The sequence below is a fragment of the Aquimixticola soesokkakensis genome (assembly GCF_900172375.1).
Classification (GTDB): Bacteria; Pseudomonadota; Alphaproteobacteria; order Rhodobacterales; family Rhodobacteraceae; genus Aquimixticola; species Aquimixticola soesokkakensis.
On sequence record NZ_FWFS01000001.1, the window covers coordinates 383904 to 409676 of the forward strand.

Genomic DNA, 25773 nt, shown 5'->3' on the forward strand with positions numbered 1-25773 from the left:
GGGGGACAGGGCATCGCCGCTTCATTGCTTCAGGCTGATAGCGGAGCAGGGGCGCTTAGGGAAAGACAATTCTAAACATTTCCCTAACGCAAGCGTTAACCATTAAGTCCACCGTAAAGCCATCGTGATGTTACCGTGAAACCGTGAAACCGTGAGCGGCGCGCGGTTGCGGCCTTGGCACAGTTGCACAGTCCTGAAATTTGCGGTTTGTGTCGGTCATTCCTGCTCGTCTTGAGCAATCACGGGCAGTTGGGCTGTCCTCTGGTCAAAAGGACCCTGCGCGATGACAACTTGGATCACGATTTGCGAGACCTGCAAACGCGACGACTGGGCCGAACGTGGCATGACGCAAAGCGACGGCGAGCTGCTGGCGGAGGCGATCGAGGCCAGCGTTGCGCAGGACAGCGCCATCCGCACGCGCCGCGTTGCCTGTACGATGGGCTGCGAGCGGGCCTGCAATGTGATCATTCAGGGGGCAGGCAAGATCGGCTATTCGCTGGGCAAATTCGACGGTACGCCCGAGGACGGCGCGGCGATTGCGCAATATGCGCGGTTGCACCTCGCCTCTGAAACCGGCCAGGTGCCGTTTCGGACCTGGCCGCAGGGCGTAAAGGGGCATTTCGTGTCGCGTCATTTGCCTGTGCCGCAGGCTGAGGGCGAGGAGAACGCAACAGCATGAGCGGGCACCGCGACCATGGTGGCGGCATTGATGCGGCCTGCGCGCGCTTTGGCGGCGAGCGCGGTGACTGGCTCGATCTGTCGACGGGGATAAACCCCGTGCCCTATCCCATCCACGCTTTCGCCGCAGATGCCTGGACGGCCCTGCCCGATGCCGCGGCGCGCGATCATCTGGTGCAGGCTGCACGCAGCTTTTGGAACGTTCCGGCGCAGGCAGCGGTGCTGGCTGCCCCCGGTGCTTCCAGCCTGATCGCGCGGCTGCCCGGCGTGTTTGGCGCGCCGGACCGCGTGGACATCGAGACGCCGACCTATAACGAACACGCAGCGGCTTTTCGCGCGCAGGGCTGGCAGGTCGGCACGGGGCAGGTCGGCACGGGGCAGGCGCCGGTGCAGGTTGTGGTGCACCCCAACAACCCCGACGGGCGGCTTTGGCCCGCGCGCGCGCTTAGCGGTGCACATGTCATCATCGACGAAAGCTTTTGTGACATTGCACCCGCGCAGAGTCATATCGCGCGCGCCGCTCGTGAGGACACGGTCATTTTGAAAAGTTTCGGTAAATTCTGGGGCTTGGCGGGGCTGCGGCTTGGGTTTGCCATCGGCGCGCCAAAGGTGATCGACCGTTTGGCGGATCTGATCGGGCCTTGGCCGGTGGCAGGCCCTGCCCTGGACATCGGCGCGCGGGCTTTGTCGGATCAGGGCTGGGCGCAAGACACGCGAGCACGCCTGGGACAGGATGCCGCGCGGCTGGATCGGATGATGGTGGCTAAACGGGCCCTGCCCCTGGGGGGATGCGATCTGTTCCGCCTCTATGAGGTCGAGGATGCGCGTGCGTGGCAGGCGCGTCTGGCGCAGGGGCGCGTCTGGAGCCGGATTTTTCCCTATTCGCAGCGGTGGATCCGCCTTGGATTGCCTGCGCCGCAGCGCTGGGCGCAGCTTGAGGCGGCGCTGTGAGCATGGCGTTTACGGTGTGCCTTGCGTTGCTGCTGGACGCGGCGCTGGGCGAGCCGAAATGGCTCTGGGACCGGCTGCCGCATCCGGCGGTGGTGATGGGGCGCATGATTGCGGCCGCCGACCAACGGTTCAACACCGGCGCGCGGCGCAGGGTCAAAGGCGTGGCGTTGGTCGTGGTGCTTGTGGTAGCGGCGGGCGTTATCGGCGGGGTTTTGGCGCGCATCCCGCTGGTCGAGATCGGGCTGGGCGCCATTCTTTTGGCGCAAAAGTCGCTTGTCGAGCATCTTCGCGCCGTTGCCCGCGGCCTTGATGTGTCTCTGGCGCAGGGGCGCCAGTCCGTGGCGATGATCGTCGGGCGCGATACGGCGGATCTTGATCGGGCGGGGGTGGCGCGGGCGGCGATTGAATCGGGGGCCGAGAATTTTTCCGATGGCGTCATCGCGCCCGCATTCTGGTTTTTGATCGCCGGATTGCCCGGCATTTTGATCTACAAGGTGGTGAATACGGCGGACAGCATGATTGGCTATCGCACCGAACGACATGCCGATTTCGGCTGGGCGGCGGCGCGTCTGGATGATGTGCTCAACCTGATCCCGGCGCGTGTGACGATGGTTTTGCTTGCGCCCTTTCCTCTGCGTCGGGCGGTGCTGTCAGAGATCCGTCAGGACGCGGGGATGCATCGCTCTCCGAATGCCGGCTGGCCCGAAGCGGCCTTGGCGCGCAGCCTCTGCATCGCCGTTTCGGGGCCGCGCTCCTATCATGGCACGGTGCAGGACTACCGCTGGGTGAATGCGGCGGGCCGCCGCGAGGCGGGCGCGCAGGATATCGACGCGGCCTGCCGTCGGCTGTGGCAAGCCTGGGCTGTGACGGTCGCTGTGACCTGTGCGCTTGGCCTGTGCGGCCTTGTGGGGGCTTGGGCCGTTTGACCCTTTGGTAAGCCTTTGGGCGGATCGGCGGGGATGCGCTTGTGCCTTTGCGCGCGCAGGGCGGGGCCTTGCGCATCGGGCGCGACAGGATAACGTCGCCACAACCCCAACACGGAGGCCCCATGCGACTGTCATCATTTCTAGCCCCGCTTGCTTTGCTTGCATCCGCGCAACTGGCCAATGCGGCAAATTGCGGCGGTAATTTCGACACTTTCATCAACAATATGAAAGGCGAAGCGATCTCGCGCGGCCATGCGCCCGCCACGGTGGATGCGTTTTTTGCCAGCGCGCGGCAGGATCCCGCCGTGATCAAGGCCGATCGTGCGCAGGGCGTGTTTCAAAAGAATTTCGTGGATTTCTCGCGCTCGGTGATTTCGCAAAACCGCATGCAGAACGGCGCCGCAAATGCCCAACGCTTTGGTGCGGTGTTTGATCGGATCGAGGCGACATATGGTATTTCGCGCGGTGTGCTTTTGGCCTTCTGGGCGCTGGAAACCGACTACGGGCAGGTGCAGGGCACGTTCAACACGCGCAACGCGCTGGTGACTTTGGCGCATGATTGCCGCCGCCCCGAACTGTTCCAGCCGCAGGTTTTTGCCGCAATCAGCCTGTTCGAGCGGGGGGATTTCGACCCCGACACCACGCAGGGCGCCTGGGCGGGGGAAATCGGCATGGTCCAGATGCTGCCCGAGGATATTCTGGTGAACGGCGTTGACGGCGACGGCGATGGCCATGTCACGCTCAAGACCTCTGCGCCGGATGCGCTGATGTCGGGTGCCAAGGTGCTGTCGTCTCTGGGCTGGCGCGCGGGCGAGCCGTGGTTGCAGGAAATCACCGTTCCGCAAAATCTGGATTGGACCAAAACCGGCCTCAACCACCAGATGTCCGTGTCGCAATGGCAGGCCGCCGGCGTTCAGGCGCGCGGCGGGTCTTTGGGCAATGGCGGCTTGCCGGCAAGCGTATTGCTGCCCATGGGGCGGCATGGGCCCGCCTTTCTCGCCTATCCGAATTTTCGGGTCTATTTCGAATGGAACCAAAGCTTTGTCTATGTGACCACGGCAGCTTATTTTGCCACCCGCCTCAGCGGCGCGCCGGTTTATGATGCGGGGACTCCTGATGCGGGTCTGGGGCCGCAACAGATGGTTGCTTTGCAGCAAAAACTTCAGGCGCGTGGCCATGATGTCGGCGGCGTGGATGGCATTTTGGGGGAGAAAACCCGCGAGGCGGTGCAAGCCGAGCAGGCGCGTCTGGGCCTTCCTGCCGACGCCTGGCCAACCAGCGCACTGCTTTCGGCGCTTTAGAAAACGACAAAAGGCCCGCGAGGATCAGGCGAGTGAAACCTGAACCGCGCGGGCCTTTTGGTGACGCGGGGCTGCGTCTAGTCGCTCGCGCCCTGATCCTCGCGCGGTTCGCGCGGCGGGCGGCCCACAACGTCGCGCAACTCGTCCAGCTCGATAAAATTATCGGCCTGACGACGCAATTCGTCGGCAATCATGGGCGGTTGGCTGCGAATGGTCGAGACAACCGAGACACGCACACCCTGGCGCTGCAGGCTTTCAACCAGCGGGCGGAAATCGCCATCTCCGGAAAAGAGCACGATATGGTCGATGCGCGGCGCAAGTTCCATCGCGTCCACGGCCAGTTCGATGTCCATATTGCCTTTGATCTTGCGGCGCCCTTGGCTGTCGGTAAATTCCTTGGCGGGTTTGGTCACCATTGTGAAGCCGTTGTAATTCAACCAGTCGACGAGGGGGCGAATGGGTGAATAATCATCGTTCTCAAGGAGAGCCGTGTAGTAGAACGCGCGCAACAATTTCCCCCGACGCATGAACTCGGCGCGCAGGAGCTTGTAATCTATGTCAAAACCAAGTGCTTTGGCCGCTGCATAGAGGTTGGATCCGTCGATGAACAGCGCGAGCCGTTCGTCTCGATAAAACATTAAAAATTGTCCTTCCGAAAAACTGTTCTGCGCTTGCGCAGACTGGCGTGTGTATAAAAGAAATAATTTCGACCCGGAACAGGTTTGAAAATATAGGAACTTTCAGATGCTTCAAGAAGATAGCGCCCCGACAATCCCGCAAAGGGCGTTTTTGGCTCTGGGGGCGAATATTCGCTCATCTGTGGGCGGGCCGACGGCAACATTGCGAGCAGCGCTTGAAGAACTGACGCGCTTGGGCTGCACGATTGTCAGCGTAAGCCCTTTTTACACAACGCCAGCTTTTCCTTCCGGCGCAGGGCCGGATTTCGCGAATCTGGTGGCCCAAGCGCACAGCAGCTTGTCGCCCCACGATCTGCTTGCGCTCTTGCACAGGGTCGAAGCGGCTTTCGGGCGCAAGCGGGAGCGGCGCTGGGGGGAACGGTGCCTCGATATTGATCTGCTTGCGGTGGAGGATCAGGTTCTGCCCGACCCGCAAACCCATGCGCACTGGCGAAATTTAAGCGTTGAGGCGCAACAAAGCCACGCACCGCAACAGCTTGTCCTGCCGCACCCGCGGATTCAGGACCGCGGCTTCGTGCTGATTCCCTGGGCCGATATCGCGCCCGACTGGCGGCATCCGGTTTTGGGGCAAACCGTGGCGCAGATGTGTGAGGCCTTGCCGCAGGCTGCAAAATCGGGCATAAATCGCCTCAAATGATGGTGACACAACCGCGGATCGCTTCGATCTGAGGTTGTCAATTGTGTTCTGTGCGCCTAAACAGGCAGTTCAGCACTAAAGCCTGCCCGAGACAAGTATTGGAGTTCCCATGGCCCGCGTGACGGTTGAAGATTGCGTTGACAAGGTCCCGAACCGCTTTGAGTTGGTGATGCTCGCCGCCCATCGCGCGCGCGAAATCGCCGCTGGTGGTGCGATTACGGTCGACCGCGACAACGATAAGAACCCTGTCGTTTCCCTGCGTGAAATCGCCGAGGAAACCCAGTCGGCAAGCGATCTGCGCGAACGCATGATCGAAAGCCACCAGACCCAGATCGAGGTCGACGAGCCCGAGGAAGATTCCATGGCTTTGCTCATGGGCGCCGAGGCGGACAAGCCCGTCGAGGACGATATGTCCGAAGAAAAACTGCTCCGCGCGCTGATGGAAGCGCAAGGCCAGCAGTAAGAGAATTCGGATGCGGGTCGGTGTGTCATCGGCCCGCATTTTCAGTCAGTTTTGCAATCGGGGCTTTGCCTGTTCGTTGAAACAGCCCTTGGCCCGATCTGCCCGCCAAGGAGCTCGCGGAGCGAATGATCGACGTCGAAGACCTGATCGCTCTGGTCCGCAACTACAATCCGCGCACCAATGAGGCCATGATCCGGTCCGCTTACGCCTACGGGCGCGAGATGCACGAAGGCCAGTTTCGCAAATCCGGCGAGCCCTATTTCACCCATCCTGTCGCTGTCGCTGCCATCCTGACCGAGCAGCAGCTGGACGATGCAACGATCATCACCGCGCTGCTGCACGACACGATCGAGGACACGAAATCCACCTATTCCGAGGTTGCGCGCCTGTTCGGCACCGAAGTGGCTGAGCTGGTGGATGGGGTCACCAAGCTGACCAATCTGCAACTGTCCTCCTCCGAGACCAAGCAGGCGGAAAATTTCCGCAAGCTGTTCATGGCAATGTCGAAGGATTTGCGGGTCATTCTGGTCAAACTTGCCGACCGTCTGCACAACATGCGCACGATCAAATCCATGCGTCCCGAAAAGCAGATGCAAAAAGCGCGCGAGACGATGGATATTTTCGCGCCGCTGGCGGGGCGGATGGGGATGCAGTGGATGCGCGAGGAACTGGAAGACCTCAGTTTCCGCGTCATCAACCCCGAGGCGCGCAATTCGATCATCCGCCGCTTTGTGATGTTGCAACGCGAAACCGGCGATGTGATCCACAAGATCACCCATGACATCCGCGCCGAACTGGAAAAAGAGGGCATCGAGGCCGATGTGTTCGGTCGCGCGAAAAAGCCCTATTCGATCTGGCGTAAGATGGAGGAAAAACAGCAAAGTTTTTCCCGCCTCTCCGATATTTACGGCTTTCGGATCATCACGGGGTCCGAGGGGGATTGCTATCGGGTTCTTGGGGTGGTCCACCAGCGCTGGCGCGCGGTGCCGACGCGGTTCAAGGATTACATCAGCCAACCCAAAACCAACGGCTATCGCTCGATCCACACTACGGTGTCGGGGCGCGATGGCAAACGGGTCGAGGTGCAGATCCGCACGCGCCAGATGCACGAAGTCGCCGAAGCGGGCGTTGCGGCGCATTGGTCCTACCGCGACGGCGTGCGCGCCAAAAACCCCTTTGCGGTTGATCCGGCGAAATGGCTCAAACAGCTGACCGAACGGTTCGAGACAGCCGAGGATCACAGCGAATTCCTCGAGCATGTAAAGCTCGAAATGTATTCCGATCAGGTGTTTTGCTTTACCCCCAAGGGCGAGGTGGTCAAACTGCCCAAGGGCGCAACGCCGCTGGACTACGCCTATGGCATCCACACGCGGATCGGCGATAGCTGTGTCGGCGCGAAGGTCGACGGCATTCGCGTGCCTCTTTGGACGCGGCTTAAAAATGGCCAGGCGGTGGAAATTCTGACCGCCGAGGGCCAGCGTCCGCAGGCCACATGGATCGACATTGTGGTGACCGGTCGGGCCAAGGCCGCAATCCGCAAGAAATTGCGCGAGGAAGACCGCGAGCGCTTTATCAAATTGGGACGTGAACTGGCGCGGGTCGCGTTCAATCACGTCGGAAAACGCGTGAACGACAAAGTGCTGCAAACGGCTGCCAAACAGATGCTGCTGGGCTCTTCGGAAGAACTGTTGGCCCGCCTTGGTTCGGCGGAACTGGCGGCGCGTTCGGTCGTGCAGGCGGTCTATCCCGAACTGGTCCAGACGGGCGACGAAGTGTCGGCCGAGCGCGCCGTTGTGGGGTTGTCCGAAGACCAGGAACTCAAGCGGGCGAAATGCTGCCAGCCGGTTCCCGGCGAGCGAATTGTTGGTATTAGCTATCGGGGTCAAGGGGTTATCATCCACGCGATTGACTGTCCCGCGCTTGAGGAAGTCGAAGATCAAACCGACCGCTGGGTGGATTTGCGCTGGCATTCGGGGCGCCACGGCGCGGTGAATACGGTCAGCCTCGATCTGACGATTTCCAACGATGCGGGGGTTTTGGGGCGTATTTGCACCTTGATCGGCGAGCAACGGGCGAATATTTCGGACCTGAGTTTTGTGGACCGTAAACCGGATTTCTTCCGGTTAATCGTTGACGTTGACCTGCGGGACGTTGAGCATCTGCATGCGGTGATGCTCGCGCTTGAGGCGGAAAGTGATGTCGCGCGCGTGCGGCGCTATCGCAACCTCGATCGCAAGCCCTAAACTAAGCCCTGCGGGGCGGGAGACTGGCGTGTTCAAACGCAGGCAAAAGCTGACGCCGCTCCAGACGTTGGGTCGTTTCGTTTGGCCCCGACGGGGCTGGGGGCGGACGGTGCAATACATGCGCCATCGGCTGAACCGTCTCCCTGATACCCCTGAAAAAATCGCGCGCGGTGTGTTCTGCGGCGTCTTGAGCGTCTTTACTCCCTTGTTCGGGCTGCATTTTTTCGTCGCCTATTTTTTGGCCAAGATCATGCGCGCCAATGTTTTGGCCGCTTTGCTGGCGACCTTTGTGGGCAATCCGGTGACCTATGTGCCGATCGCGGTGATCTCGCTCAAGACGGGGCATTTGCTGTTGGGGCGTCATATGCATCCGGGCATTGATCGGTCGGTGGCCGAGTTGTTTTTCGACGCAGCCGAAGATCTGTGGCGCAATGTTTTCGCGCTTTTCACCGACACGGACGCTAATTTTCAGGGGCTTGAGCGCTTCTTCTCGGATGTATTCTATCCTTATTTGATTGGTGGGATCTTGCCCGGATTGTTGTTTGCCACCATCGCCTATGCGCTTACCCTGCCCGTGATCCGCGCGTATCAGCAGCGGCGGCGCGGCAAGTTGAAGGCAAAGATTGACGAGCTGGCGCGCAAGGCAGGGGCGAAAAAACTCGCCGCCAAACGCGCCGAGGAGGGTGTCGTGAAACCAGCGCCCGAAGATAGGCCATAACGCCGCAGCCGTAGTGCGGCTTTGCTCTTTTGCTTGTGCGGTCCGGGGCTTATCTTGCGGCGCAACGACGATGGATTTTGTGACCAAGGACGAGCCGATGTCAGCGACCTCATCACGCCTGTCCCCGCTGCGGCTGGGGCTGAATATCGACCATGTGGCGACGGTGCGTAACGCGCGCGGTTCGGCCTATCCCGACCCTTTGCGCGCGGCGAAACTGGCCGAGGCGGCGGGAGTGGATGGCATCACCGCGCATTTGCGCGAAGACCGTCGCCACATCCGCGACAGCGATATCGACGCGTTGAAGGCGGGGCTGGTGGCACCGCTGAATTTCGAGATGGCTGCGACGGCCGAAATGCAGGCGATTGCGCTGCGCATTCAACCACATGCGGTGTGTCTGGTGCCGGAAAAGCGGCAAGAGCGGACAACCGAAGGCGGGCTGGACGTGGCGGGAGACGCGGCGCATCTGGCCGAATTTATCGCGCCGTTGCGCGCCGCCGGTAGCCGCGTGTCGATGTTCATCGGCCATGATCGTGCCCAGATCGACGCCTCTGCGCAGATTGGCGCGGCGGTGGTCGAGCTTCACACGGGGTTGTATTGCGACCTCCACGCCGAGGGAAAATTTGCGCAGCGTGACGCCGAACTGGCGGCTCTGCGCGCGGGGGCAGCCTATGCGGCCTCTCTCGGGCTTGAGGTGCATGCAGGGCATGGGCTGACCTTTGACACCGTTGGACCGATTGCCAAAATCCCGCAGATCGTCGAGCTGAACATCGGCCATTTTCTTGTTGGTGAGGCACTGTTCCTCGGGCTTGAGGGCAGTATCCGCGAAATGCGCCGCTGCATGGATGAAGCGCGCGGTGCGGTGACATGATCCTTGGGATCGGTTCCGATCTGGCGAATATCGAGCGGATTTCAGGAACGCTTGCGCGGTTCGGGGACCGGTTTAAAAACCGGGTTTTTACCGATATCGAACAAGCCAAAGCTGAAAGTCGCGCCGATGTCGCAGGCACCTATGCCAAACGCTGGGCCGCGAAAGAGGCCTGCTCGAAGGCGCTTGGGACCGGCCTGGCAATGGGAATCGCCTGGAAGGACATGTCGGTAACCAACCTGCCCACCGGCCAACCCGTGATGCAGGTCACAGGCTGGGCGGCAGAGCGTCTGGCGGCGATGACACCTGCGGGGCACTCGGCGGTGATTCATGTCACGCTGACCGACGATCACCCTTGGGCGCAGGCCTTTGTTGTGATCGAAGCGCGCCCGCTCGAACGCAACGCAAACCCGTGAATTGCTTGACTCCGGCGCGTGGCCTAAGCATGTAGCCTGCAACCATTTCAATTTCAGGACGATCCAGATGAGTGATAAAAAAGAGGGCCTCCTCGAGACCGTTAAGACAGTGGTCTATGCGCTCTTGATTGCAGGTGTCTTTCGCACCCTCTTTTTCCAGCCGTTCTGGATTCCCTCCTCGTCCATGAAGGATACGTTGCTGGTCGGTGACTTTCTGTTCGTGAACAAGATGGCCTATGGCTATTCGAAATATTCCTGCCCCTTCGGCATTTGCCCCATCGACGGACGCATTCTGTCCTCTGATCCCGAGCGCGGGGATGTGGTGGTCTTTCGTCACCCCACGCAGGGGCGCGATTTCATCAAGCGCCTGATCGGCCTTCCCGGCGACAAGGTGCAGGTTCAAAATGGTGTGGTCTTCATCAACGGTGAAGAAGCCGTGCAAGTGCCCGACGGCCTCTTTGTGGAAACCTACGAAAAGCAAGGTCCGCAGGGCGGCTATCCCGCCTGCGCCAATGCGCCGGTTGCCGAGGGTGGCGAGTGCATCAAGGAAAAATTCCTCGAAACGCTGCCCGGTGGTGTGACCCATTCGGTTCTCAATATTCGCGACACATCGGTCGATAACACCGGCGTCTACACCGTGCCTGAAGGCCAGTATTTCTTCATGGGCGACAATCGCGACAACTCCGCCGACAGCCGGATCGAGCGCCCGATCGGGGTTGGTTTTGTGCCGGCGGAGTATTTGCTGGGCCGTGCGGATCGTATCGTGTTTTCCTCTGCCGGCCGCTCGCTTTTGTATTTCTGGACGTGGCGCGCCGACCGTTTCTTCAAGGCAATCGAGTGAAGGTCAGTGCGGACATAACGGCGTTTGAACAGCGTCTGGGGCATCAGTTTGCGCATCCCGAAATCTTGCTGCGCGCTTTGACGCATAGCTCGATTTCCGCGCCGATGCGCCCCGACAACCAACGCCTCGAATTCCTCGGGGATCGGGTGCTGGGTCTTGTGATGGCCGAAGCCTTGTTCGAAGCGGATAAGGCCGCCTCCGAAGGGCAGCTTGCGCCGCGGTTTAACGCGCTGGTGCGCAAGGAGACCTGCGCGGATGTCGCGCGCGAGGTCGGTTTGGGCGATGTGCTGAAACTGGGGCGCTCGGAAATGATGTCGGGCGGGCGGCGCAAGGAAGCGCTGTTGGCCGATGCCATGGAAGCGGTGATTGCCGCCGTCTACCGTGACGGCGGGTTCGATGCTGCGCGCAGCCTCGTGCGCAGGCTTTGGGCCGCACGGATTGACCAGGTCGAAGATGACGCGCGCGACCCCAAAACGGCGTTGCAGGAATGGGCGCAGGCGCGTCGCCAACAGCCCCCCCGCTACGTCGAGGTGGCCCGCAGCGGTCCCGATCACGCCCCCGTTTTCACCATCGAGGCCCGCCTGCAAAGCGGCGAGGCCGAACGTGCGACCGCACCTGCCAAACGGCAGGCGGAACAGGCAGCCGCAAAGGCCTTGCTGCAACGGCTGGAGGCCGAAGATGACTGACACACAGCAAGACACCCGCGCGGGCTTTGTCGCCCTGATCGGCGAACCGAACGCCGGTAAATCCACGCTTTTGAACCGGATGGTTGGCGCGAAAGTGTCCATCGTCACCCATAAGGTGCAAACCACGCGTGCGCGCATTCGCGGCGTCGCACTGGCCGGCGCCTCGCAGATCGTTTTTGTCGATACGCCGGGGATTTTCCGACCCAAACGCCGTTTGGACCGTGCGATGGTCTCGGCGGCCTGGGGCGGGGCGGCGGATGCGGATGTGGTTGTGCTGTTGATTGAGGCGCATCGCGGTCTTACCGAAGGTGTCGAGGCGATCCTGACTGCTCTCGAAGAGCGCAGTGGTCCGGCACCCATCGCTTTGGCGATCAACAAGATCGACCGTGTGCCGGCGGAAAGCCTGCTGGCGCTGACCAAGAAAATGAACGACCGCTATGCTTTCACCGAGACCTTTTTGATCTCGGCGGAAAAGGGGCGCGGTGTTGAAGACCTGCGCGACTGGCTGGCAGGGAAATTGCCCGAGGGGCCGTGGCTTTATCCCGAGGATCAGATTGCCGATTTGCCGCTGCGCATGATCGCGGCAGAAATGACGCGCGAGAAACTGACCCTGCGCCTGCATGAGGAACTGCCATACCAGTTGACCGTAGAGACCGAGAAATGGGAAGAGCGCGCGGATGGTTCTGCGCGGATCGACCAGATCGTCTACGTGGCCCGCGATGGCCACAAGGGGATTTTGCTGGGCAAGAAAGGCGAGACGATCAAGGCCGTGGGCCGTGCGTCCCGCGAGGAGCTGGAAAAGTTCCTGGATCGTCGCATCCATTTGTTCCTGCAAGTAAAAGTGCGCCCCAACTGGCTTGAGGAACGGGATCGCTACGGCGAGATGGGCCTTGATTTCAACGACGGAGACTGAGCCATGCCCGAGGCACGGCTTGCGGCGGGTATCTGGGTTTCTGCCTATCTGACGCGGCTGCGACTGGCTGATATTGCGGTCTATGTCCTCAAGCGCGGTGATGATACGGCGGGGGCGGTTTTGGTCAAGGTGAACACGTTGGACGGACGGGCGCGGGCTTTTTCGCGACAGTATGATATGATGGCAGGCAAGCGCGCGTGGGTTGAATTGGCCGTTGGTGCCGAGCGTGAGGTGGACGATGCGATCGCGCGCCAACGCGGATTTGATCCTGACCTTTGGGTCATCGAGATCGAGGATCGCGCGGGGCGCACGCTTTTGGATGAGGCAGGTCTGTCAGAGTAACGTGGTGCTGGTGGGTATGGTGGAAATCGGGTATTTTTGTCCGAAAGAAGCCTGCAGGAGGTCCGCATGATCGAATGGCGCGATGAGGGTGTCGTTCTATCGGTGCGAAAGCATGGCGAAACGTCTGTTTTGCTGGAAGTTTTCACCCAGACCCGTGGGCGTTGCACCGGTATTTTGCGCGGCGGTGTGTCGCGCAAGATGGCGCCCCACATCCAGCCCGGCGCGCAGGTGGCGCTGGTGTGGAAGGCGCGGCTTGAAGACCATTTGGGGCATTTTTCGGTGGAGCCGCTGCGCTCGCGGGCGCAGGTTCTGGAGGATCCGCTGGCGCTTGCCGCGCTGACCTCGATGACCGCGCTTTTGACCCAGCTTTTGCCCGAACGCGAAGCGCATAGTTATCTTTATGTCGATACGCAGAAGGTTCTGGACCGGTTGGGGCGGGATGCCCATTGGCCCTTGTCCTATCTGAACTGGGAAACGGCCTTGCTGGAGGAAATGGGCTATGGGTTGGATCTGTCGCGCTGTGCGGTGACCGGATCGCGCGATGATCTGGCCTTTGTCAGCCCGCGCACGGGGCGTGCGGTCAGTCGCAGAGGTGCGGGCGACTGGGCGGATAAGCTGTTGCCGTTGCCGCAGTGTTTGCTTGGCCAAGCGCCGCTCGATTACATCGACATTGCGCGGGGCTTGAAAACCACCGGACATTTCATCGCGCGACTGGCGGGGGAATTGGGCGACAAGCCGATGCCCGCCGCGCGTGACCGGTTTCTGGACCGCATCACGCGCAAGGGATCAGGGCCGTCGGGCGAGGAAGCGGGCGGTTTTTAGCACCGCTGTATCGGCAGGGGTGAAGGTGACACCCAGATCGCGCGTGGCGGCGGCGTGGCTTAGGGTTGGGGTCCAGCCGAGCCATTTCACCACCAGCTTGATCTGCGGGTCGATGAGGGCCAGAAGTTTGATCATCCAGTCTGGCGCGACGCGCGTGGGGATGCGCCGTTCGGGGAATTCGGCCTTGAGCGCGCGGGTGAGCGTCGGGATGGGCGCGAAACTGTCGCAGGCGATATAGCGTTTGCCGATGCTCGCCGGCGTGGAGAGGGCGCGCACATGCATCAGGGCGACATCGTCGATATCGACAATTGGCAACACCATGTCGGGCACCATCGGGTCCTTGCCGTTGAAAAAACGTTTGATCACATTCACAGAAGACCCTGTGTGGGAATCCATCGGCGTGCCGCAGACCAGACCGGGATTGATCACGGTGAGTTGCATGTCGGGGTGCGCGCGCAGGAAGTCCCATGCCGCGCGTTCGGCAAAGATTTTCGAGCGGGTATAGGCCGAGCAGGTGTCTGCCTCGGGGTCGGAAAAATCGGCTTCGGTGATGGGGTCGGAGAGGACGCCGTGCATCACGGATTCCATCGACGCCGTCAGGACAACGCGCCTTACCCCTGCCGCTTGTGCCGCTTTCAGGGCGCGCAGGGTGCCATCGACGGCAGGTCGGATGATGTCGCTTTCATCCTTGGGCTGGCCCAGCGGGAAGGGAGACGCGGTGTGGATGACCGCATCCACGCCGGACATGGCAGTGTCCCAGCCCCGATCCTGCATGAGGTCAAGTTCGACAAAGCTGAGGCGATCCAGCGCTTTTGCGTCGGTGAGATGTCTGGCCAGCGTATCGCGCACCTCGCTTTCGCGCTTTTGCGAGCGAAGGGAGCCGCGCACCGTGTAGCCTGCGCGCAAGAGGTCCAGCGCGATGCGTTTGGCGATGAAGCCGGTGATGCCAGTCAAAAGAATGGTGCCTTGAGCCATCGGGACGCCTCCTGCCGTTTGTTTCTCTTGGTCAATATGGCGGGCGACAGGATTTAAACAAGTGGGCTATCCAAGGAGGCGCCTTGCGATAACCTGTGCTTGTATTTCCCCGTGCAGGGGAAAGGATCTGTCCCCCAGACAGATCCTGCCCGTGTCAGCCAAGGAGGCGCCGTGCAATAACCTGTGCTTGTATTTCCCCTGCACCTTCAAAGATGTTGAGGATGCGGGCGTCGCAGAGGATGCGGCTGATTTGATATTCGAGTGCAAATCCGTTGCCGCCGTGGATTTGCAGCGCGTTATCCGCCGCCGCCCATGCCACGCGCGCGCCGAGCAGTTTTGCCATCCCTGCCTCGAGGTCGCACCGCTTGTCTTGGTCCTTTTGGTGGGCGGAGAAATAGGTGAGTTGGCGGGCGATCATGATTTCGACCGCCATCATCGCCAATTTGCCAAAGACACGCGGAAAGTCGATCAAGGCTTTGCCGAATTGCTTGCGGTCCTGGGCGTATTGCATGCCGACCTCAAGCGCGTTCTGGGCCACACCGATCGCGCGCGCAGCGGTCTGGATGCGCGCGCTCTCGAAGGTCTGCATGAGTTGCTTGAACCCTTGCCCTTCGACACCGCCCAGCAGGTTTTCTGCCTTTACCTTGAAGCCGTCAAAGCCCAGTTCGTATTCCTTCATGCCGCGATAGCCCAGCACCTCGATTTCGCCGCCGGTCATGCCCTCAGTGGGAAAGGGGTCCGCGTCGGTCCCGGGCGTCTTTTGCGCGAGGAACATCGACAGGCCTTTGTAATCGCTGGTCGTGGGGTCCGTGCGGGCAAGGAGCGTCATCATATGGGTGCGTGCGGCATGGGTGATCCATGTTTTGTTGCCCGTTACCGTGTAGCTGTCACCGTCTTTCACCGCGCGGGTACGCAACGCGCCCAGATCAGAGCCGGTGTTGGGTTCGGTGAACACGGCGGTGGGCAGGATTTCCCCGCTTGAAAGCTTGGGAAGCCAGTGCTGTTTTTGGGCCTGGGTGCCGCCGCACAGGATCAGTTCTGCGGCGATTTCGGAGCGGGTGCCAAGCGAGCCGACCCCGATGTAGCCGCGCGACAGTTCCTCCGACACAACCACCATCGCCGCTTTGGGAAAGCCGAAACCACCGAATTCCTCCGGAATGGTCAGGCCAAAGACCCCGAGTTCGGCCAGCTCTTCGACGATATCCATCGGGATCAACTCGTCTTTGAGGTGCCAGTCATGGGCAAAGGGCGCGACGCGGTCATCGGCGAAGCGGCGAAATTGCTCGCGCACCATTTCCAATTCATCGTCCAGACCGGAGGTGCCGAAGGTTGCATGCCCCGCGTTGTCCTGCATCAGACCCACGAGAGCCCCGCGTGCGGCGGTGGTGTTGCCTTTGGCAATCAGGGTTTGTGCGCTTTGATCGGGCGTTGCCCGAATGCCCAGATCGGCGAGCCGAATGATCTCGCCCTGGTTCATCGGGATGCCGCCAAAGATTTGCGCCAGATATTCGCCAAAGGCGATCTGGTGAAGGAGGGCTTCCATCGGGCCGAATTTTCCTGCGGCGTCGAGCCGCTCTGCCCAATCCTGCATCTGCGCCAAAGCTTCGACATAGGTCGCCAACCACGCCAACCCGTGGGCTGCGGGTTGATCGGCCTCCATGGCGGCTGCGCTCAAGCGGCCATCCTGGGTAAAGCGGTCCTTGAGCGTTGCAGAGGCATCGGCCAAGAGCGCGCGCAGGGCCGGAAGGCTGTCGCGGGTCACTTTCAGCAGGTCAGGCAGCATGGCGTCGGTCATGGTGGGTCCAATCTGTCACGAGGGCAGGTTCGTCGCGAAGGGCAGGCGTGGCTCCCTAGGAATCTCCCGCAGGTTTGTTGTCCCCTGTCTACTCACTTTGCAGGCGCAGCGCAATTATAATTCAACAAATTGTACTTTGGTGTACTTTAATGACTTTTTGGATTTCAACGCGGGCGCATTCAAACGGCAAAAAAAGGCGCACCCAAAAGAGGTGCGCCTTGAATGTCTTTACGTTTTCATCGCCTTAGCCGATGGCGACGGCTTTCACTTCGTCGTCGATGTAGGGCACATATTGCTCGAAGTTATCTGCGAACATCGCAACCAGTTTTTCTGCCTGTGCATCATAGGCGTCCTTGTCGGTCCACGTGCGGCGCGGGTCGAGCAGCACATCGGCCACGCCCGCGACGGACACCGGCACTTCAAAGCCGAAATTCGCATCCTTGCGGAATTCCACTTCGGCGAGGGACCCGTCGAGGGCCGCCGAGAGCAAGGCACGGGTTGCCTTGATCGGCATGCGCGAACCGGTGCCATAAGCGCCGCCGGTCCAGCCGGTGTTCACCAGCCAGCAGGTGGCGCCGTGTTTACCGATTTTTTCCTGCAAAAGCTTGCCGTATTCTTCGGGGCGGCGCGGCATGAAGGGCGCGCCAAAGCAGGTGGAAAAGGTCGGGATCGGCTCGACCACACCGATTTCGGTGCCCGGTGTCTTGGAGGTGAAGCCGGACAGGAAATGATACATTGCCTGCGCCGGTGTCAGCCGCGCGATCGGCGGCAAGACGCCGAAAGCATCGCACGTCAGCATGATAATATGCTTGGGGTGGCCGCCAAGTGCTGTGGCCGACGCGTTGGAAATATACTCCAGCGGGTAGGCGCAGCGCATGTTGTCGGTGATCGAATTGTCTTCGAAATCAAGCGATTTGGTGTGCTCGTCGAACACCATATTCTCGATGACGGTGCCGAATTTCTTGGTGGTTTCGTAGATTTCCGGTTCTGCTTCTGCCGACAGGTTGATCGTCTTGGCGTAGCAGCCGCCTTCGAAGTTGAAGGTGCCGCGCTCGGACCAGCCATGTTCGTCGTCACCGATCAAAATGCGGCTCGGATCGGCCGAGAGGGTTGTTTTCCCGGTGCCCGACAGGCCAAAGAAAATCGCGGTATCGACGGGGTTGTTGGGCGCATGGTTGGCAGAACAGTGCATCGCCATCACGCCTTTGCCCGGCAGGATGTAGTTGAGCAGGGTGAAGACCGATTTTTTGTTCTCGCCCGCGTATTCGGTGCCGCCGATCAGGATCAGCTTTTTCTCGAAATTCAGCGCGATCACGGTCTCGGAACGGCACCCGTGCTTTTGAGGGTCCGCTTTGAAGGTCGGGCAGTTGATGATGGTGAAATCTGCGGTGAAGTCATCCAGTTCTTTCAAGCCGGGACGACGCAACATGGTGCGGATGAACAGCGAGTGCCACGCAAGCTCGGTCACGACCCGCACGTCAAGACGGTGGGCGGCATCCGCGCCGCCAAACAGGTCCTGCACGAAATAGTCGCGCCCCTTCATATGCGCGATCATATCGCCGTAGAGCGCATCGAAGGCGTCGGGGGTCATGGGGGCGTTGTTTTCCCACCAGATGCTGTTTTCGACGCTCGGCGTGCGCACGACGAATTTGTCTTTGGGCGAGCGACCGGTGTGTTTGCCGGTGGTCACAAGCATGGTGCCGCCTTCGCCAAGCGTCCCTTCGGAGCGCTTGAGCGCCTCTTCGATCAGGCCGGGCTCAAGAAGGTTATAATAGACATTGCCAAGCCCCGTGATGCCTTGATCGTCCAGGCGAAATGCCGGGTTCACGCGTCCGGTTGTCATTGTGCAAGCTCCCTCGCCGCGCGGGCGGCGTCTGTATTAAGTTATGTTCGCGCGAAGGGCCGTCCGCGCAGCGCCCCGCAAGCAGGTCGCTTGCACTGCCTATAACATGAGGATTTCAAACGTGAACAGCGCGCTTGCGCAACGTTAGCGCAACCAGTCAAAGTTTAGCGCAATCATCTGTCGTGCGAGTGAGAGGGGGGAGGCAGAGGTGAGGTAAATTAGCCATTAATTACCGATTTTCGGGTGTCATGGATGAAGTCATGGCAAGTGATTCGCGGTTTCGCTTGCTTTGATCCGGTGAAAAACCGAATATGGCCGAAAAAATAATTCTAGGCAGAGCAGTAAAAGGAGCCCGGTTATGTCGCGGATCGCCTTGGTTGATGACGACAGGAATATCCTGACGTCCGTGTCCATGACCCTTGAGGCCGAAGGCTTCGAGGTTGAAACTTACAATGATGGCCAGTCGGCGTTGGATGCGTTTAACAAACGCCTTCCCGATATGGCGGTCTTTGATATCAAAATGCCACGCATGGATGGTATGGATCTGTTGCAGCGTGTGCGTCAGAAAACCAACATGCCGGTGATTTTCCTCACCTCCAAGGATGACGAAATCGACGAGGTGCTCGGCTTGCGGATGGGCGCCGACGATTACGTGAAAAAACCGTTCTCGCAGCGGCTGTTGGTGGAACGTATCCGGGCGCTTTTGCGCCGGCAGGAGGCGCTTGACGGCGTTGAGGTTGCCGAAACCGAAGAGACCAAAGTGCTGGTGCGCGGCGAGTTGAGCATGGACCCCTTGCGCCACGCCGTGACGTGGAAGGGCAATGACGTGTCCCTCACCGTGACGGAATTCTTGCTGCTGCAAGCGCTCGCGCAACGCCCCGGCTTTGTGAAATCGCGCGACCAGCTGATGGATGTGGCCTACGACGATCAGGTCTATGTCGATGACCGCACGATCGACAGCCATATCAAACGCCTGCGCAAGAAAATGCGCACTGCCGATACCGAATTTTCCGCAATCGAAACCCTTTATGGGATCGGCTACCGCTACAACGAGGAATAATGACCCTGACTTCGCATTTCGACAGGACATCCCCGAAACGCTCCAAGGATGCAGATGTCGTCCTTGGAGAGGATTGGGTTGCGCCGCAGACCGCCGATAGCGATCTGCGCGAAACGCGTGAAAAGCGCCGTGTCGTGGCGATCAACCGCTCGCCGCTGGCGCGCAAGATCATCACCTTCAACTTGATGGCGATCATCTTGATGGTCGCGGGGGTCCTCTACCTCAATCCGTTCCGCGACAGCCTTGTGAGCCAGCGCGAAGCCGCCATGGTGACCGAGGCGACATTGATCGCGGATATGTTGGAGGTTGCGGCAGGTCAGGACCAGCTTCTGACGGCTGCGGAAGTCGCGCCGATGATCGCGGTTCTCGAACTGCCCCAGCGCGAACATGTCTATGTGTACGACATGCAGGGCGCGATGATCGGCACGACGCAGGGCACCGAGCGATTGGTCTCTGCGCCGGTCGTCGGACCTGCCGAGGCGCAAAAGACAACCCTCATCACCGATTTTCTCAACATGGCTTGGGAATTTATCACCTTTGGACGGCAGTCGGAACAGGACGAACCTCTCGCGCCGGATGATGTGCAGCTTGCCCCTTTGGTCACGCAGGCGCTCGGGAATGAAATCCACGTGAACACGGCGCAAAACGCGCGGGGCGATACGGTCTTTGCCGTGGCCGCGCCGGTGACCTTGGATGCTGGCGAGCAAACCATCGGGGTTGTCGGCCTGGTGTCCGCTGCGGGCGAGATCAACGATTTGGTCCGCGTCGAACGCGAACAGGTCCTGCAAATGTTTGTCATCGCGATCATCGTTTCGATCGGGTTGAGCCTTGTTCTGGCGTCGACCATTGCCAACCCTCTTGCGGATCTGGCGGCCGCGGCAGAAATCGGACGGGACAAAAACAGCCGCAAGGTGGCGCCGGGTCGGGTGCGCATTCCCGATCTTACCGGACGCCCCGATGAAATCGGGCGCTTGTCGGGCGCGCTGCGCGGGATGGTGACGGCGCTCTATGATCGTATCGACGCGAACGAACAATTTGCCGCGGATGTCGCCCATGAAATCAAGAATCCGCTTGCGTCCCTGCGCTCTGCAGTGGGCTCGCTGCGCTTTGTGAAAAAAGAGGAGCAGCGGGAAAAGCTTCTGGATGTCATCGACCATGACGTGCGCCGTCTTGACCGCTTGGTCAGCGATATTTCCAATGCCTCGCGGCTGGATAGCGAATTGGTCAAAGAGGAAGAAGAAAGCTTCAACCTTCTAAGCACGCTTGGAAACCTGATCACCTATCTGGGACAGGATGCGCAGGCGCGCGGGGTCGAATTCATCTCGGATCTGCCGGCGCAGCCCATCGTGATTTCCGGTCTGGAAGCACGTCTGGCACAGGTTTTTGTCAATCTGATCACCAATGCAATTTCCTTTTGCGAAGATGGCGATGCTATCCGCGTCTGGGTGCGCAAGCGTGAAAACCGGGTGTTGATCGTGGTCGAAGACACAGGGCCGGGCATTCCCGAGCAGGCGCTGACCAAAGTGTTCAAGCGGTTCTATTCCGAACGTCCCGAGGGGCAGTTTGGCAATAACTCCGGCCTTGGTTTGGCCATTTCAAAGCAGATTGTGGAAGCACATGGCGGCGTGATCTGGGCGGAAAATATCCGCCCGACAGATGCGGATATCACATCCGACCCGCTGGGTGCGCGCTTTGTTGTCGGCCTGCCGGTCGAATAATGCCAGCCGCGGCGGTGGCATCGGCGGGCGAAACCGAGGTTCGGCATGCGACCTGCGTCGCGCTTGACGCAGATCGCGGCCTTTTGCTGATCGGTCAATCCGGCAGCGGAAAATCGGGCCTCGCTTTGGAACTGATGGCGATGGGCCTGACGCTGGTGTCGGATGATCGCACGCAGTTGTCGCGCGGCGCGCAGGGCGTGATCGCGCGCTATCCCTCTCTGGCCAACCCCGACCTGCGGGGTGTCATCGAAGCACGAGAGCTCGGCCTGCTGCGGGCGCAGGTTTTGCCGCAGACGCAACTGCGGTTGGTCGTCGATCTTGATCACATCGAAACGGCGCGCTTGCCAGAAATGCGGTTTTTTGAATGCTGCGGGTGCAAACTGCCTCTTGCCCATCGCAGCCGCACACCGCATTTTAACGCTGCACTGCTACAATTCCTCAAGGAGGATCGTTTCGCATAATGACTGTCGAGGATCGCACAACCGGACAGGGCGGCCACCGCCTGATCCTTGTGACCGGCCCCTCCGGTGCGGGGCGCTCGACGGCTGTGCGCGTGCTTGAAGATATCGGTTACGAGGTGATCGACAACCTGCCGCTGTCGCTGCTACCGCGCTTGCTGGAGGCGCCGCTGGATCGCTCGCTGGTGCTTGGCCTGGATGTGCGCAACCGTGATTTTTCGACCAATGCGGTGATTGAGGTGATTGACGGTCTGATTGCCAATCCGGTGCATCGCGTCGAGGTGCTCTATCTGGATTGCTCTGCGGATGTGCTGCAGCGCCGGTATTCCGAAACGCGTCGCCGCCACCCCCTGGCCCCCGCCGAGAATGTGATGGAAGGGATCGGGCGCGAATTTGACCTGCTGACCCCGATCCGCGCGCGGGCCGATATTCTGATTGATACCTCGGAAATGACCCCCCACGATTTGCGTGCTGACATTGATCGGTGGTTCTCGACCGACACGGATGCAGGGCTTGCGGTGTCTGTGCATTCGTTTTCTTATAAACGCGGGCTTCCACGCGGTGTCGATATGGTTTTTGACGTGCGGTTCTTGCAAAACCCCTATTGGGAGGCGCGGTTGCGCGACCTCAACGGGCAGGACGCTGCGGTGCGTGCCTATGTGCGCGCAGATCCGCGCTTTGAGGCGTTTTTTATGCGCGTCCTTGATCTGTCGCTGATGCTGCTTCCGGCGTATACCGATGAGGGCAAGCGGCATTTTTCGATTGGATTCGGCTGTACGGGCGGGCAGCATCGCTCCGTTTCCGTGGCGGAATTCCTGTCCAAAGCCCTTGCAGAGAATGGATGGCAGGTGTCTATAAGGCACAGGGAAATTGAGCGCAGGCGTCGGGAGATGCCTGCCAAGTCGGGGTTGGACGCGTGATCGGGATTGTGATCGTCGCCCATGGTGGTCTGGCGAAGGAATACCTCGCTGCTGTCGAACATGTGGTCGGCAGACAAGATGGTATTGCCGCCATCTCGATTGAGCCGAACCATGATCGCGGGGCCAAACAGGCCGAAATTTGTGGCGCTGCCGACGATGTCGATGGCGGCGATGGTGTGGTCGTGGTCACGGATATGTTCGGCGGCTCGCCGTCGAACCTGTCGCTGCTGGCGTGTCACCAGAGCGATCGCCGTATCATCTATGGTGCCAATCTTCCGATGTTGATAAAACTGGCGAAATCGCGCAACAAATCGGTCGCGGATGCGGTGTCATCCGCGCTGACGGCGGGGCGCAAATACATCGACAGCTTTGATGTGAGTGGGTAAAGAGTACACTATGACCGACCCCTGCGCGCGGCGCCTAGAAATCGTGAATGTGAAAGGCCTGCACGCGCGGGCTTCGGCCAAACTTGTCGAGCTGGTCGAATCTTTTGATGCCGAGGCGGATGTGTCGCGGGCGGGCAATTCGGCCTCCGGCGATAGCATCATGGGCCTGTTGATGCTAGCGGCCTCCAAGGGCACGTTTATCGACGTGAAGACCTCGGGGCCCAAGGCGGAAGAACTGGCGCAGGCGATCGAGACACTCGTAAAGGACCGCTTTGGCGAGGACATGTAGGCATGTTTCCCACCGAGGCCTTTGCTAACCACAGAAAGCACGGTCGTGACAGAATTGTCCGAAACCCAAGGGGATAGCTCCCCGAACAGCGTCCAGCCCTATGACAAGCGCAAGCTGTCCTATGCCACGACGTTCACCAACCCCTACAAGGTTTTCGTGATCCGTACGCTGGAATGGCTGACCGGAAAGCTGCCGCTCTTGTACCGGATCCGCCGCTTCGAGCGCATGGGGGCAAAGCACGGGCAAGCGTTTTGGGCGCAGGCGCTCGATGTCATGGAAATCGACCTGCAGACCTGCGCGGACCAAGTGGCCCATATTCCGCCCACAGGCCCGCTCGTCGTGGTGGCCAATCACCCGCATGGTTTGGTGGACGGGATGGTCATGGCCGAATTGATCGGGCGCGTGCGCACCGATTACAAAATCCTGACCCGCTCGCTGCTGACAGGGGTCAAGGAAATCGAAGAATTCATGCTGCCGGTGCCCTTTCCGCATGAGGAAAACAGCCACCGCTTGAGCATCGAAATGCGCAACAAAGCCATGGCGCACCTCAAGGACGGCGGCGTGATCATCCTGTTTCCCGCGGGCGCAGTGGCATCAAGCGCAACCGCTTTTGGTGATGTCGTTGAAAAGCAGTGGAACCCGTTCACCGCGAAAATGATCCTGAAATCCGGCGCGACGGTAGTGCCGATCTTTTTCCCGGGGCGCAACACGCGGCTGTACCAGATTGCAGACAAGGTCTCAGCGACGATCCGTCAGGGCCTTTTGTTGCATGAAATCGTGAAAAGTCTCGGTAAACCGCAAGCGCCGATCATCGGTGCGCCCATCGAAAAGGCCGAGCTTGAACGCTGGTCCTCCGATCCGCGCGGTTTCATGGCTTGGTTGCGCGAGCACACTTTGGCGCTCGGCGCATCTTCCAAGGCCTAAGGTCGCTAGCGGGTCGGCACCGGCGTTTCCCCGCGGTAGTCGTAGAACCCGCGCTTGGTTTTGCGGCCAAGCCAGCCGGCCTCGACATATTTTGTGAGCAGCGGGCAGGGGCGGTATTTCGTATCCGCCAGACCGTCGTGCAGCACGTTCATAATCGCAAGACAGGTGTCGAGACCGATGAAATCGGCCAGTTCCAAGGGCCCCATCGGATGGTTCGCCCCCAGTTTCATCGACTCGTCGATGGATTTGACCGAGCCGACCCCCTCGTACAGGGTGTAAACCGCTTCGTTGATCATCGGCATCAGAATGCGGTTCACGATGAAGGCGGGGAAATCTTCGGCACTGGCCGAGGTTTTGCCAAGGCGTTCGACCACCTCGACAAGCGCTTTGTAGGTCGGTTCGTCCGTCGCAATTCCGCGAATAAGTTCAACGAGTTGCATGATGGGAACGGGGTTCATGAAATGAAACCCCATGAATTTTTCCGGGCGATCCGTGCGCGAAGCGAGCCGTGTGATCGAAATCGACGACGTGTTCGAGGTCAGGATCGTGGTTGGCTTGAGGTGGGGCAGAAGGTCTTCGAAAATGGCATTCTTCACCGCCTCGCGTTCGGTCGCAGCCTCGATCACCAGATCGGTCTGGCCCAGATCGGCCAAGGTCAATGTGGTGGACACGCGCCCTAGCGCGGCATCCATGTCCTCTTGGCTGATCTTGTCGCGCGACACTTGGCGGGCAAGGTTTTTGGTGATCACCGCGATGCCCTTGTCAAGGGACTCCTGGCTGATGTCATTCAGCAGCACATCGTAGCCTGCGAGGGCGAAAACATGGGCAATTCCGTTGCCCATCTGTCCAGCGCCGACGATTCCCACCTGTTCGATTGTCATGCTTATGCGCTCCTAGGCCCCGAGTTTTGTAAACCTTACGCCCCGTTCGAAGCGGTGTTCAAGGGCGAAAGACCGTTCGAATTTTCAATGAATGCACCGTTTAGCCATTTGGAAACACCTATCTGCGAATCTGCCTGTGGGTGAAATCGAATCCAGTGGGTGGATATTATGGCTTTTCAAAACTCGGGCGACAGTGCCCTGAACTACGTTCCGTGCCGCTATGGCAAATCCAAGATCCTGTTTCGCGGTCCGGCCAAGGCGCTGACTGCGCCCTATGTCGCGATGATCGGCGGGACAGAGACCTATGGCAAATTCACGCAGGCGCCATTTCCGGATCTCGTCGACGATCAGATCGATCAAACGGTGGTTAATCTGGGCTGTGTGAACGCGGGCACGGATGTGTTCATCAATGATCAAAGCATTGCCGACATCTGTACCAAAGCCGAAGTGACGGTGATCCAGATCTCGGGCGCACACAACATGTCGAACCGCTTTTATGCCGTGCATCCGCGCCGCAATGACCGGTTTTTGCGCTCGTCGACCCTGTTGCAGACCATCTACCGTGACATTGATTTCACGGATTTCAACTTTACGCGGCACCTGCTGGGGACGCTTGAAAAAAACTCGGAAGAAAAGTTTTTGATGGTGCGCCAGGAGCTGCGCGATGCGTGGATTGCGCGGATGAAATCCATGCTGACCAAAATCCAGGGCCGTGTCATCTTGCTGTGGCTGTCGGACCATTCGCCTGATGATTTTGAGGCAACCCAAGCGATTGGGAGCGATCCGGTGTTTGTGAACCGCGAGATGCTGGATGCGCTGCGCCCGCATGTGAAAGACATTGTCGAAGTGGTCGCGACCCAGAAGATGATCGAGGCGGGCTATAAGGAATTGATCTATGCGGACCTCGATGCGCCTGCGGCACAGGAGATGCTCGGGCAGGTGGTCCACCGTGAGGTCGCTGACAAGCTGGCGCATGCCATCAAAAAGCTGATCTGAGCCGACGGCCCGAAACACGAAAACGGCC

The 25773-nt window shown here is 60.0% G+C and carries 28 protein-coding genes; 23 read left to right on the forward strand and 5 right to left on the reverse strand.

Features of this window, described 5'->3' with window-relative positions; genetic code table 11:
• Nucleotides 1–283: 283 nt before the first annotated feature.
• The 4 genes from AQS8620_RS01845 (at nucleotide 284) to AQS8620_RS01860 (ending at nucleotide 3856) form a co-directional block, all read left to right on the forward strand.
• Nucleotides 284–679, forward strand: coding sequence for a DUF1636 family protein (locus AQS8620_RS01845; protein WP_085835106.1), 396 nt, complete (start codon nucleotides 284–286; stop codon nucleotides 677–679).
• Nucleotides 676–1629, forward strand: coding sequence for a threonine-phosphate decarboxylase (locus tag AQS8620_RS01850; RefSeq protein WP_085835107.1), 954 nt, complete (start codon nucleotides 676–678; stop codon nucleotides 1627–1629). The genes AQS8620_RS01845 and AQS8620_RS01850 overlap by 4 nt, the downstream gene beginning before the upstream one ends.
• Nucleotides 1626–2555, forward strand: coding sequence for an adenosylcobinamide-phosphate synthase CbiB (gene cbiB / locus AQS8620_RS01855; RefSeq protein WP_085835108.1), 930 nt, complete (start codon nucleotides 1626–1628; stop codon nucleotides 2553–2555). The genes AQS8620_RS01850 and cbiB overlap by 4 nt, the downstream gene beginning before the upstream one ends.
• A 122-nt stretch (nucleotides 2556–2677) precedes the next feature.
• Nucleotides 2678–3856, forward strand: coding sequence for a lytic murein transglycosylase (locus AQS8620_RS01860; RefSeq protein WP_085835358.1), 1179 nt, complete (start codon nucleotides 2678–2680; stop codon nucleotides 3854–3856).
• A gap of 77 nt (nucleotides 3857–3933) precedes the next feature.
• On the opposite strand, the gene AQS8620_RS01865 is transcribed toward AQS8620_RS01860, so the two are convergent.
• A complete protein-coding gene (locus AQS8620_RS01865; protein WP_085835109.1) occupies nucleotides 3934–4494 on the reverse strand; it encodes a LabA-like NYN domain-containing protein in 561 nt (186 codons plus the stop codon).
• A 106-nt stretch (nucleotides 4495–4600) separates the two neighbouring features.
• On the opposite strand from AQS8620_RS01865, the gene folK reads away from it, so the two are divergent.
• From folK to recO, 11 genes are all read left to right on the forward strand, one after another.
• The gene (folK, locus tag AQS8620_RS01870) at nucleotides 4601–5191 is read left to right on the forward strand and encodes a 2-amino-4-hydroxy-6-hydroxymethyldihydropteridine diphosphokinase (protein WP_085835110.1); all 591 of its coding nucleotides are present in this window, start codon (nucleotides 4601–4603) and stop codon (nucleotides 5189–5191) included.
• Nucleotides 5192–5300: 109 nt separating this feature from the next.
• The gene (rpoZ, locus tag AQS8620_RS01875; RefSeq protein WP_085835111.1) at nucleotides 5301–5654 is read left to right on the forward strand and encodes a DNA-directed RNA polymerase subunit omega; all 354 of its coding nucleotides are present in this window, start codon (nucleotides 5301–5303) and stop codon (nucleotides 5652–5654) included.
• A gap of 125 nt (nucleotides 5655–5779) precedes the next feature.
• On the forward strand, nucleotides 5780–7897 hold the full coding sequence (locus tag AQS8620_RS01880; protein WP_085835112.1) for a RelA/SpoT family protein: 2118 nt from the start codon (nucleotides 5780–5782) through the stop codon (nucleotides 7895–7897).
• Between the two features lie 28 nt (nucleotides 7898–7925).
• Complete coding sequence (locus AQS8620_RS01885) at nucleotides 7926–8615, forward strand: DUF2062 domain-containing protein (protein WP_268805288.1); 690 nt, start codon at nucleotides 7926–7928, stop codon at nucleotides 8613–8615.
• 97 nt (nucleotides 8616–8712) lie between these two features.
• A complete protein-coding gene (locus AQS8620_RS01890; protein WP_085835359.1) occupies nucleotides 8713–9483 on the forward strand; it encodes a pyridoxine 5'-phosphate synthase in 771 nt (256 codons plus the stop codon).
• Nucleotides 9480–9896 carry a holo-ACP synthase gene (gene acpS / locus AQS8620_RS01895; RefSeq protein WP_085835114.1) on the forward strand — a complete coding sequence of 139 codons (417 nt, stop codon included), beginning with the start codon at nucleotides 9480–9482 and terminating at the stop codon, nucleotides 9894–9896. The genes AQS8620_RS01890 and acpS overlap by 4 nt, the downstream gene beginning before the upstream one ends.
• A gap of 67 nt (nucleotides 9897–9963) precedes the next feature.
• Entirely contained in the window at nucleotides 9964–10737 is a 774-nt protein-coding gene (gene lepB / locus AQS8620_RS01900; RefSeq protein WP_085835115.1) for a signal peptidase I, read from the forward strand.
• Nucleotides 10734–11423 carry a ribonuclease III gene (gene rnc / locus AQS8620_RS01905; RefSeq protein WP_085835116.1) on the forward strand — a complete coding sequence of 230 codons (690 nt, stop codon included), beginning with the start codon at nucleotides 10734–10736 and terminating at the stop codon, nucleotides 11421–11423. The genes lepB and rnc overlap by 4 nt, the downstream gene beginning before the upstream one ends.
• Nucleotides 11416–12336 carry a GTPase Era gene (era, locus tag AQS8620_RS01910; RefSeq protein WP_085835117.1) on the forward strand — a complete coding sequence of 307 codons (921 nt, stop codon included), beginning with the start codon at nucleotides 11416–11418 and terminating at the stop codon, nucleotides 12334–12336. The genes rnc and era overlap by 8 nt, the downstream gene beginning before the upstream one ends.
• Before the next feature lie 3 nt (nucleotides 12337–12339).
• The gene (locus AQS8620_RS01915; RefSeq protein ID WP_085835118.1) at nucleotides 12340–12678 is read left to right on the forward strand and encodes a DUF1491 family protein; all 339 of its coding nucleotides are present in this window, start codon (nucleotides 12340–12342) and stop codon (nucleotides 12676–12678) included.
• 66 nt (nucleotides 12679–12744) lie between these two features.
• Nucleotides 12745–13500: a DNA repair protein RecO gene (gene recO / locus AQS8620_RS01920; protein ID WP_085835119.1), complete on the forward strand. Its 756-nt coding sequence runs from the start codon at nucleotides 12745–12747 to the stop codon at nucleotides 13498–13500.
• On the opposite strand, the gene AQS8620_RS01925 is transcribed toward recO, so the two are convergent.
• From AQS8620_RS01925 to AQS8620_RS01935, 3 genes are all read right to left on the reverse strand, one after another.
• Entirely contained in the window at nucleotides 13465–14475 is a 1011-nt protein-coding gene (locus AQS8620_RS01925) for an NAD-dependent epimerase/dehydratase family protein (RefSeq protein WP_085835120.1), read from the reverse strand. The two genes, recO and AQS8620_RS01925, sit on opposite strands and share 36 nt — an antisense overlap.
• 154 nt (nucleotides 14476–14629) lie before the next feature.
• Entirely contained in the window at nucleotides 14630–16270 is a 1641-nt protein-coding gene (locus AQS8620_RS01930) for an acyl-CoA dehydrogenase family protein (RefSeq protein ID WP_085835121.1), read from the reverse strand.
• A 244-nt stretch (nucleotides 16271–16514) separates the two neighbouring features.
• Nucleotides 16515–18113: a phosphoenolpyruvate carboxykinase gene (locus AQS8620_RS01935; RefSeq protein ID WP_085835122.1), complete on the reverse strand. Its 1599-nt coding sequence runs from the start codon at nucleotides 18111–18113 to the stop codon at nucleotides 16515–16517.
• A gap of 358 nt (nucleotides 18114–18471) precedes the next feature.
• Between AQS8620_RS01935 and AQS8620_RS01940 the strand changes: the two genes are divergently transcribed.
• Genes AQS8620_RS01940 through AQS8620_RS01970 form a run of 7 tightly spaced genes read left to right on the forward strand, consistent with a single transcriptional unit; the run spans nucleotide 18472 to nucleotide 23868 of the window.
• Nucleotides 18472–19173 carry a response regulator transcription factor gene (locus AQS8620_RS01940; protein ID WP_085835123.1) on the forward strand — a complete coding sequence of 234 codons (702 nt, stop codon included), beginning with the start codon at nucleotides 18472–18474 and terminating at the stop codon, nucleotides 19171–19173.
• Nucleotides 19173–20891 (forward strand): sensor histidine kinase, encoded by a 1719-nt coding sequence (locus AQS8620_RS01945; RefSeq protein ID WP_085835124.1) that lies wholly within the window; start codon nucleotides 19173–19175, stop codon nucleotides 20889–20891. The genes AQS8620_RS01940 and AQS8620_RS01945 overlap by 1 nt, the downstream gene beginning before the upstream one ends.
• Nucleotides 20891–21352 carry an HPr kinase/phosphorylase gene (locus tag AQS8620_RS01950; protein ID WP_085835125.1) on the forward strand — a complete coding sequence of 154 codons (462 nt, stop codon included), beginning with the start codon at nucleotides 20891–20893 and terminating at the stop codon, nucleotides 21350–21352. The genes AQS8620_RS01945 and AQS8620_RS01950 overlap by 1 nt, the downstream gene beginning before the upstream one ends.
• On the forward strand, nucleotides 21352–22269 hold the full coding sequence (rapZ, locus tag AQS8620_RS01955; RefSeq protein ID WP_085835126.1) for an RNase adapter RapZ: 918 nt from the start codon (nucleotides 21352–21354) through the stop codon (nucleotides 22267–22269). The genes AQS8620_RS01950 and rapZ overlap by 1 nt, the downstream gene beginning before the upstream one ends.
• Nucleotides 22266–22655 carry a PTS sugar transporter subunit IIA gene (locus AQS8620_RS01960; RefSeq protein ID WP_085835127.1) on the forward strand — a complete coding sequence of 130 codons (390 nt, stop codon included), beginning with the start codon at nucleotides 22266–22268 and terminating at the stop codon, nucleotides 22653–22655. The genes rapZ and AQS8620_RS01960 overlap by 4 nt, the downstream gene beginning before the upstream one ends.
• A 10-nt stretch (nucleotides 22656–22665) precedes the next feature.
• Nucleotides 22666–22944: an HPr family phosphocarrier protein gene (locus tag AQS8620_RS01965; protein ID WP_085835128.1), complete on the forward strand. Its 279-nt coding sequence runs from the start codon at nucleotides 22666–22668 to the stop codon at nucleotides 22942–22944.
• Between the two features lie 45 nt (nucleotides 22945–22989).
• On the forward strand, nucleotides 22990–23868 hold the full coding sequence (locus AQS8620_RS01970; protein ID WP_085835129.1) for a lysophospholipid acyltransferase family protein: 879 nt from the start codon (nucleotides 22990–22992) through the stop codon (nucleotides 23866–23868).
• A 5-nt stretch (nucleotides 23869–23873) separates the two neighbouring features.
• Here the strand turns inward: AQS8620_RS01970 and AQS8620_RS01975 are convergent, their stop codons facing one another.
• Nucleotides 23874–24749: a 3-hydroxybutyryl-CoA dehydrogenase gene (locus tag AQS8620_RS01975; RefSeq protein ID WP_085835130.1), complete on the reverse strand. Its 876-nt coding sequence runs from the start codon at nucleotides 24747–24749 to the stop codon at nucleotides 23874–23876.
• A gap of 168 nt (nucleotides 24750–24917) precedes the next feature.
• Between AQS8620_RS01975 and AQS8620_RS01980 the strand changes: the two genes are divergently transcribed.
• Nucleotides 24918–25745: a DUF6473 family protein gene (locus AQS8620_RS01980; protein ID WP_085835131.1), complete on the forward strand. Its 828-nt coding sequence runs from the start codon at nucleotides 24918–24920 to the stop codon at nucleotides 25743–25745.
• Nucleotides 25746–25773: the final 28 nt, after the last annotated feature.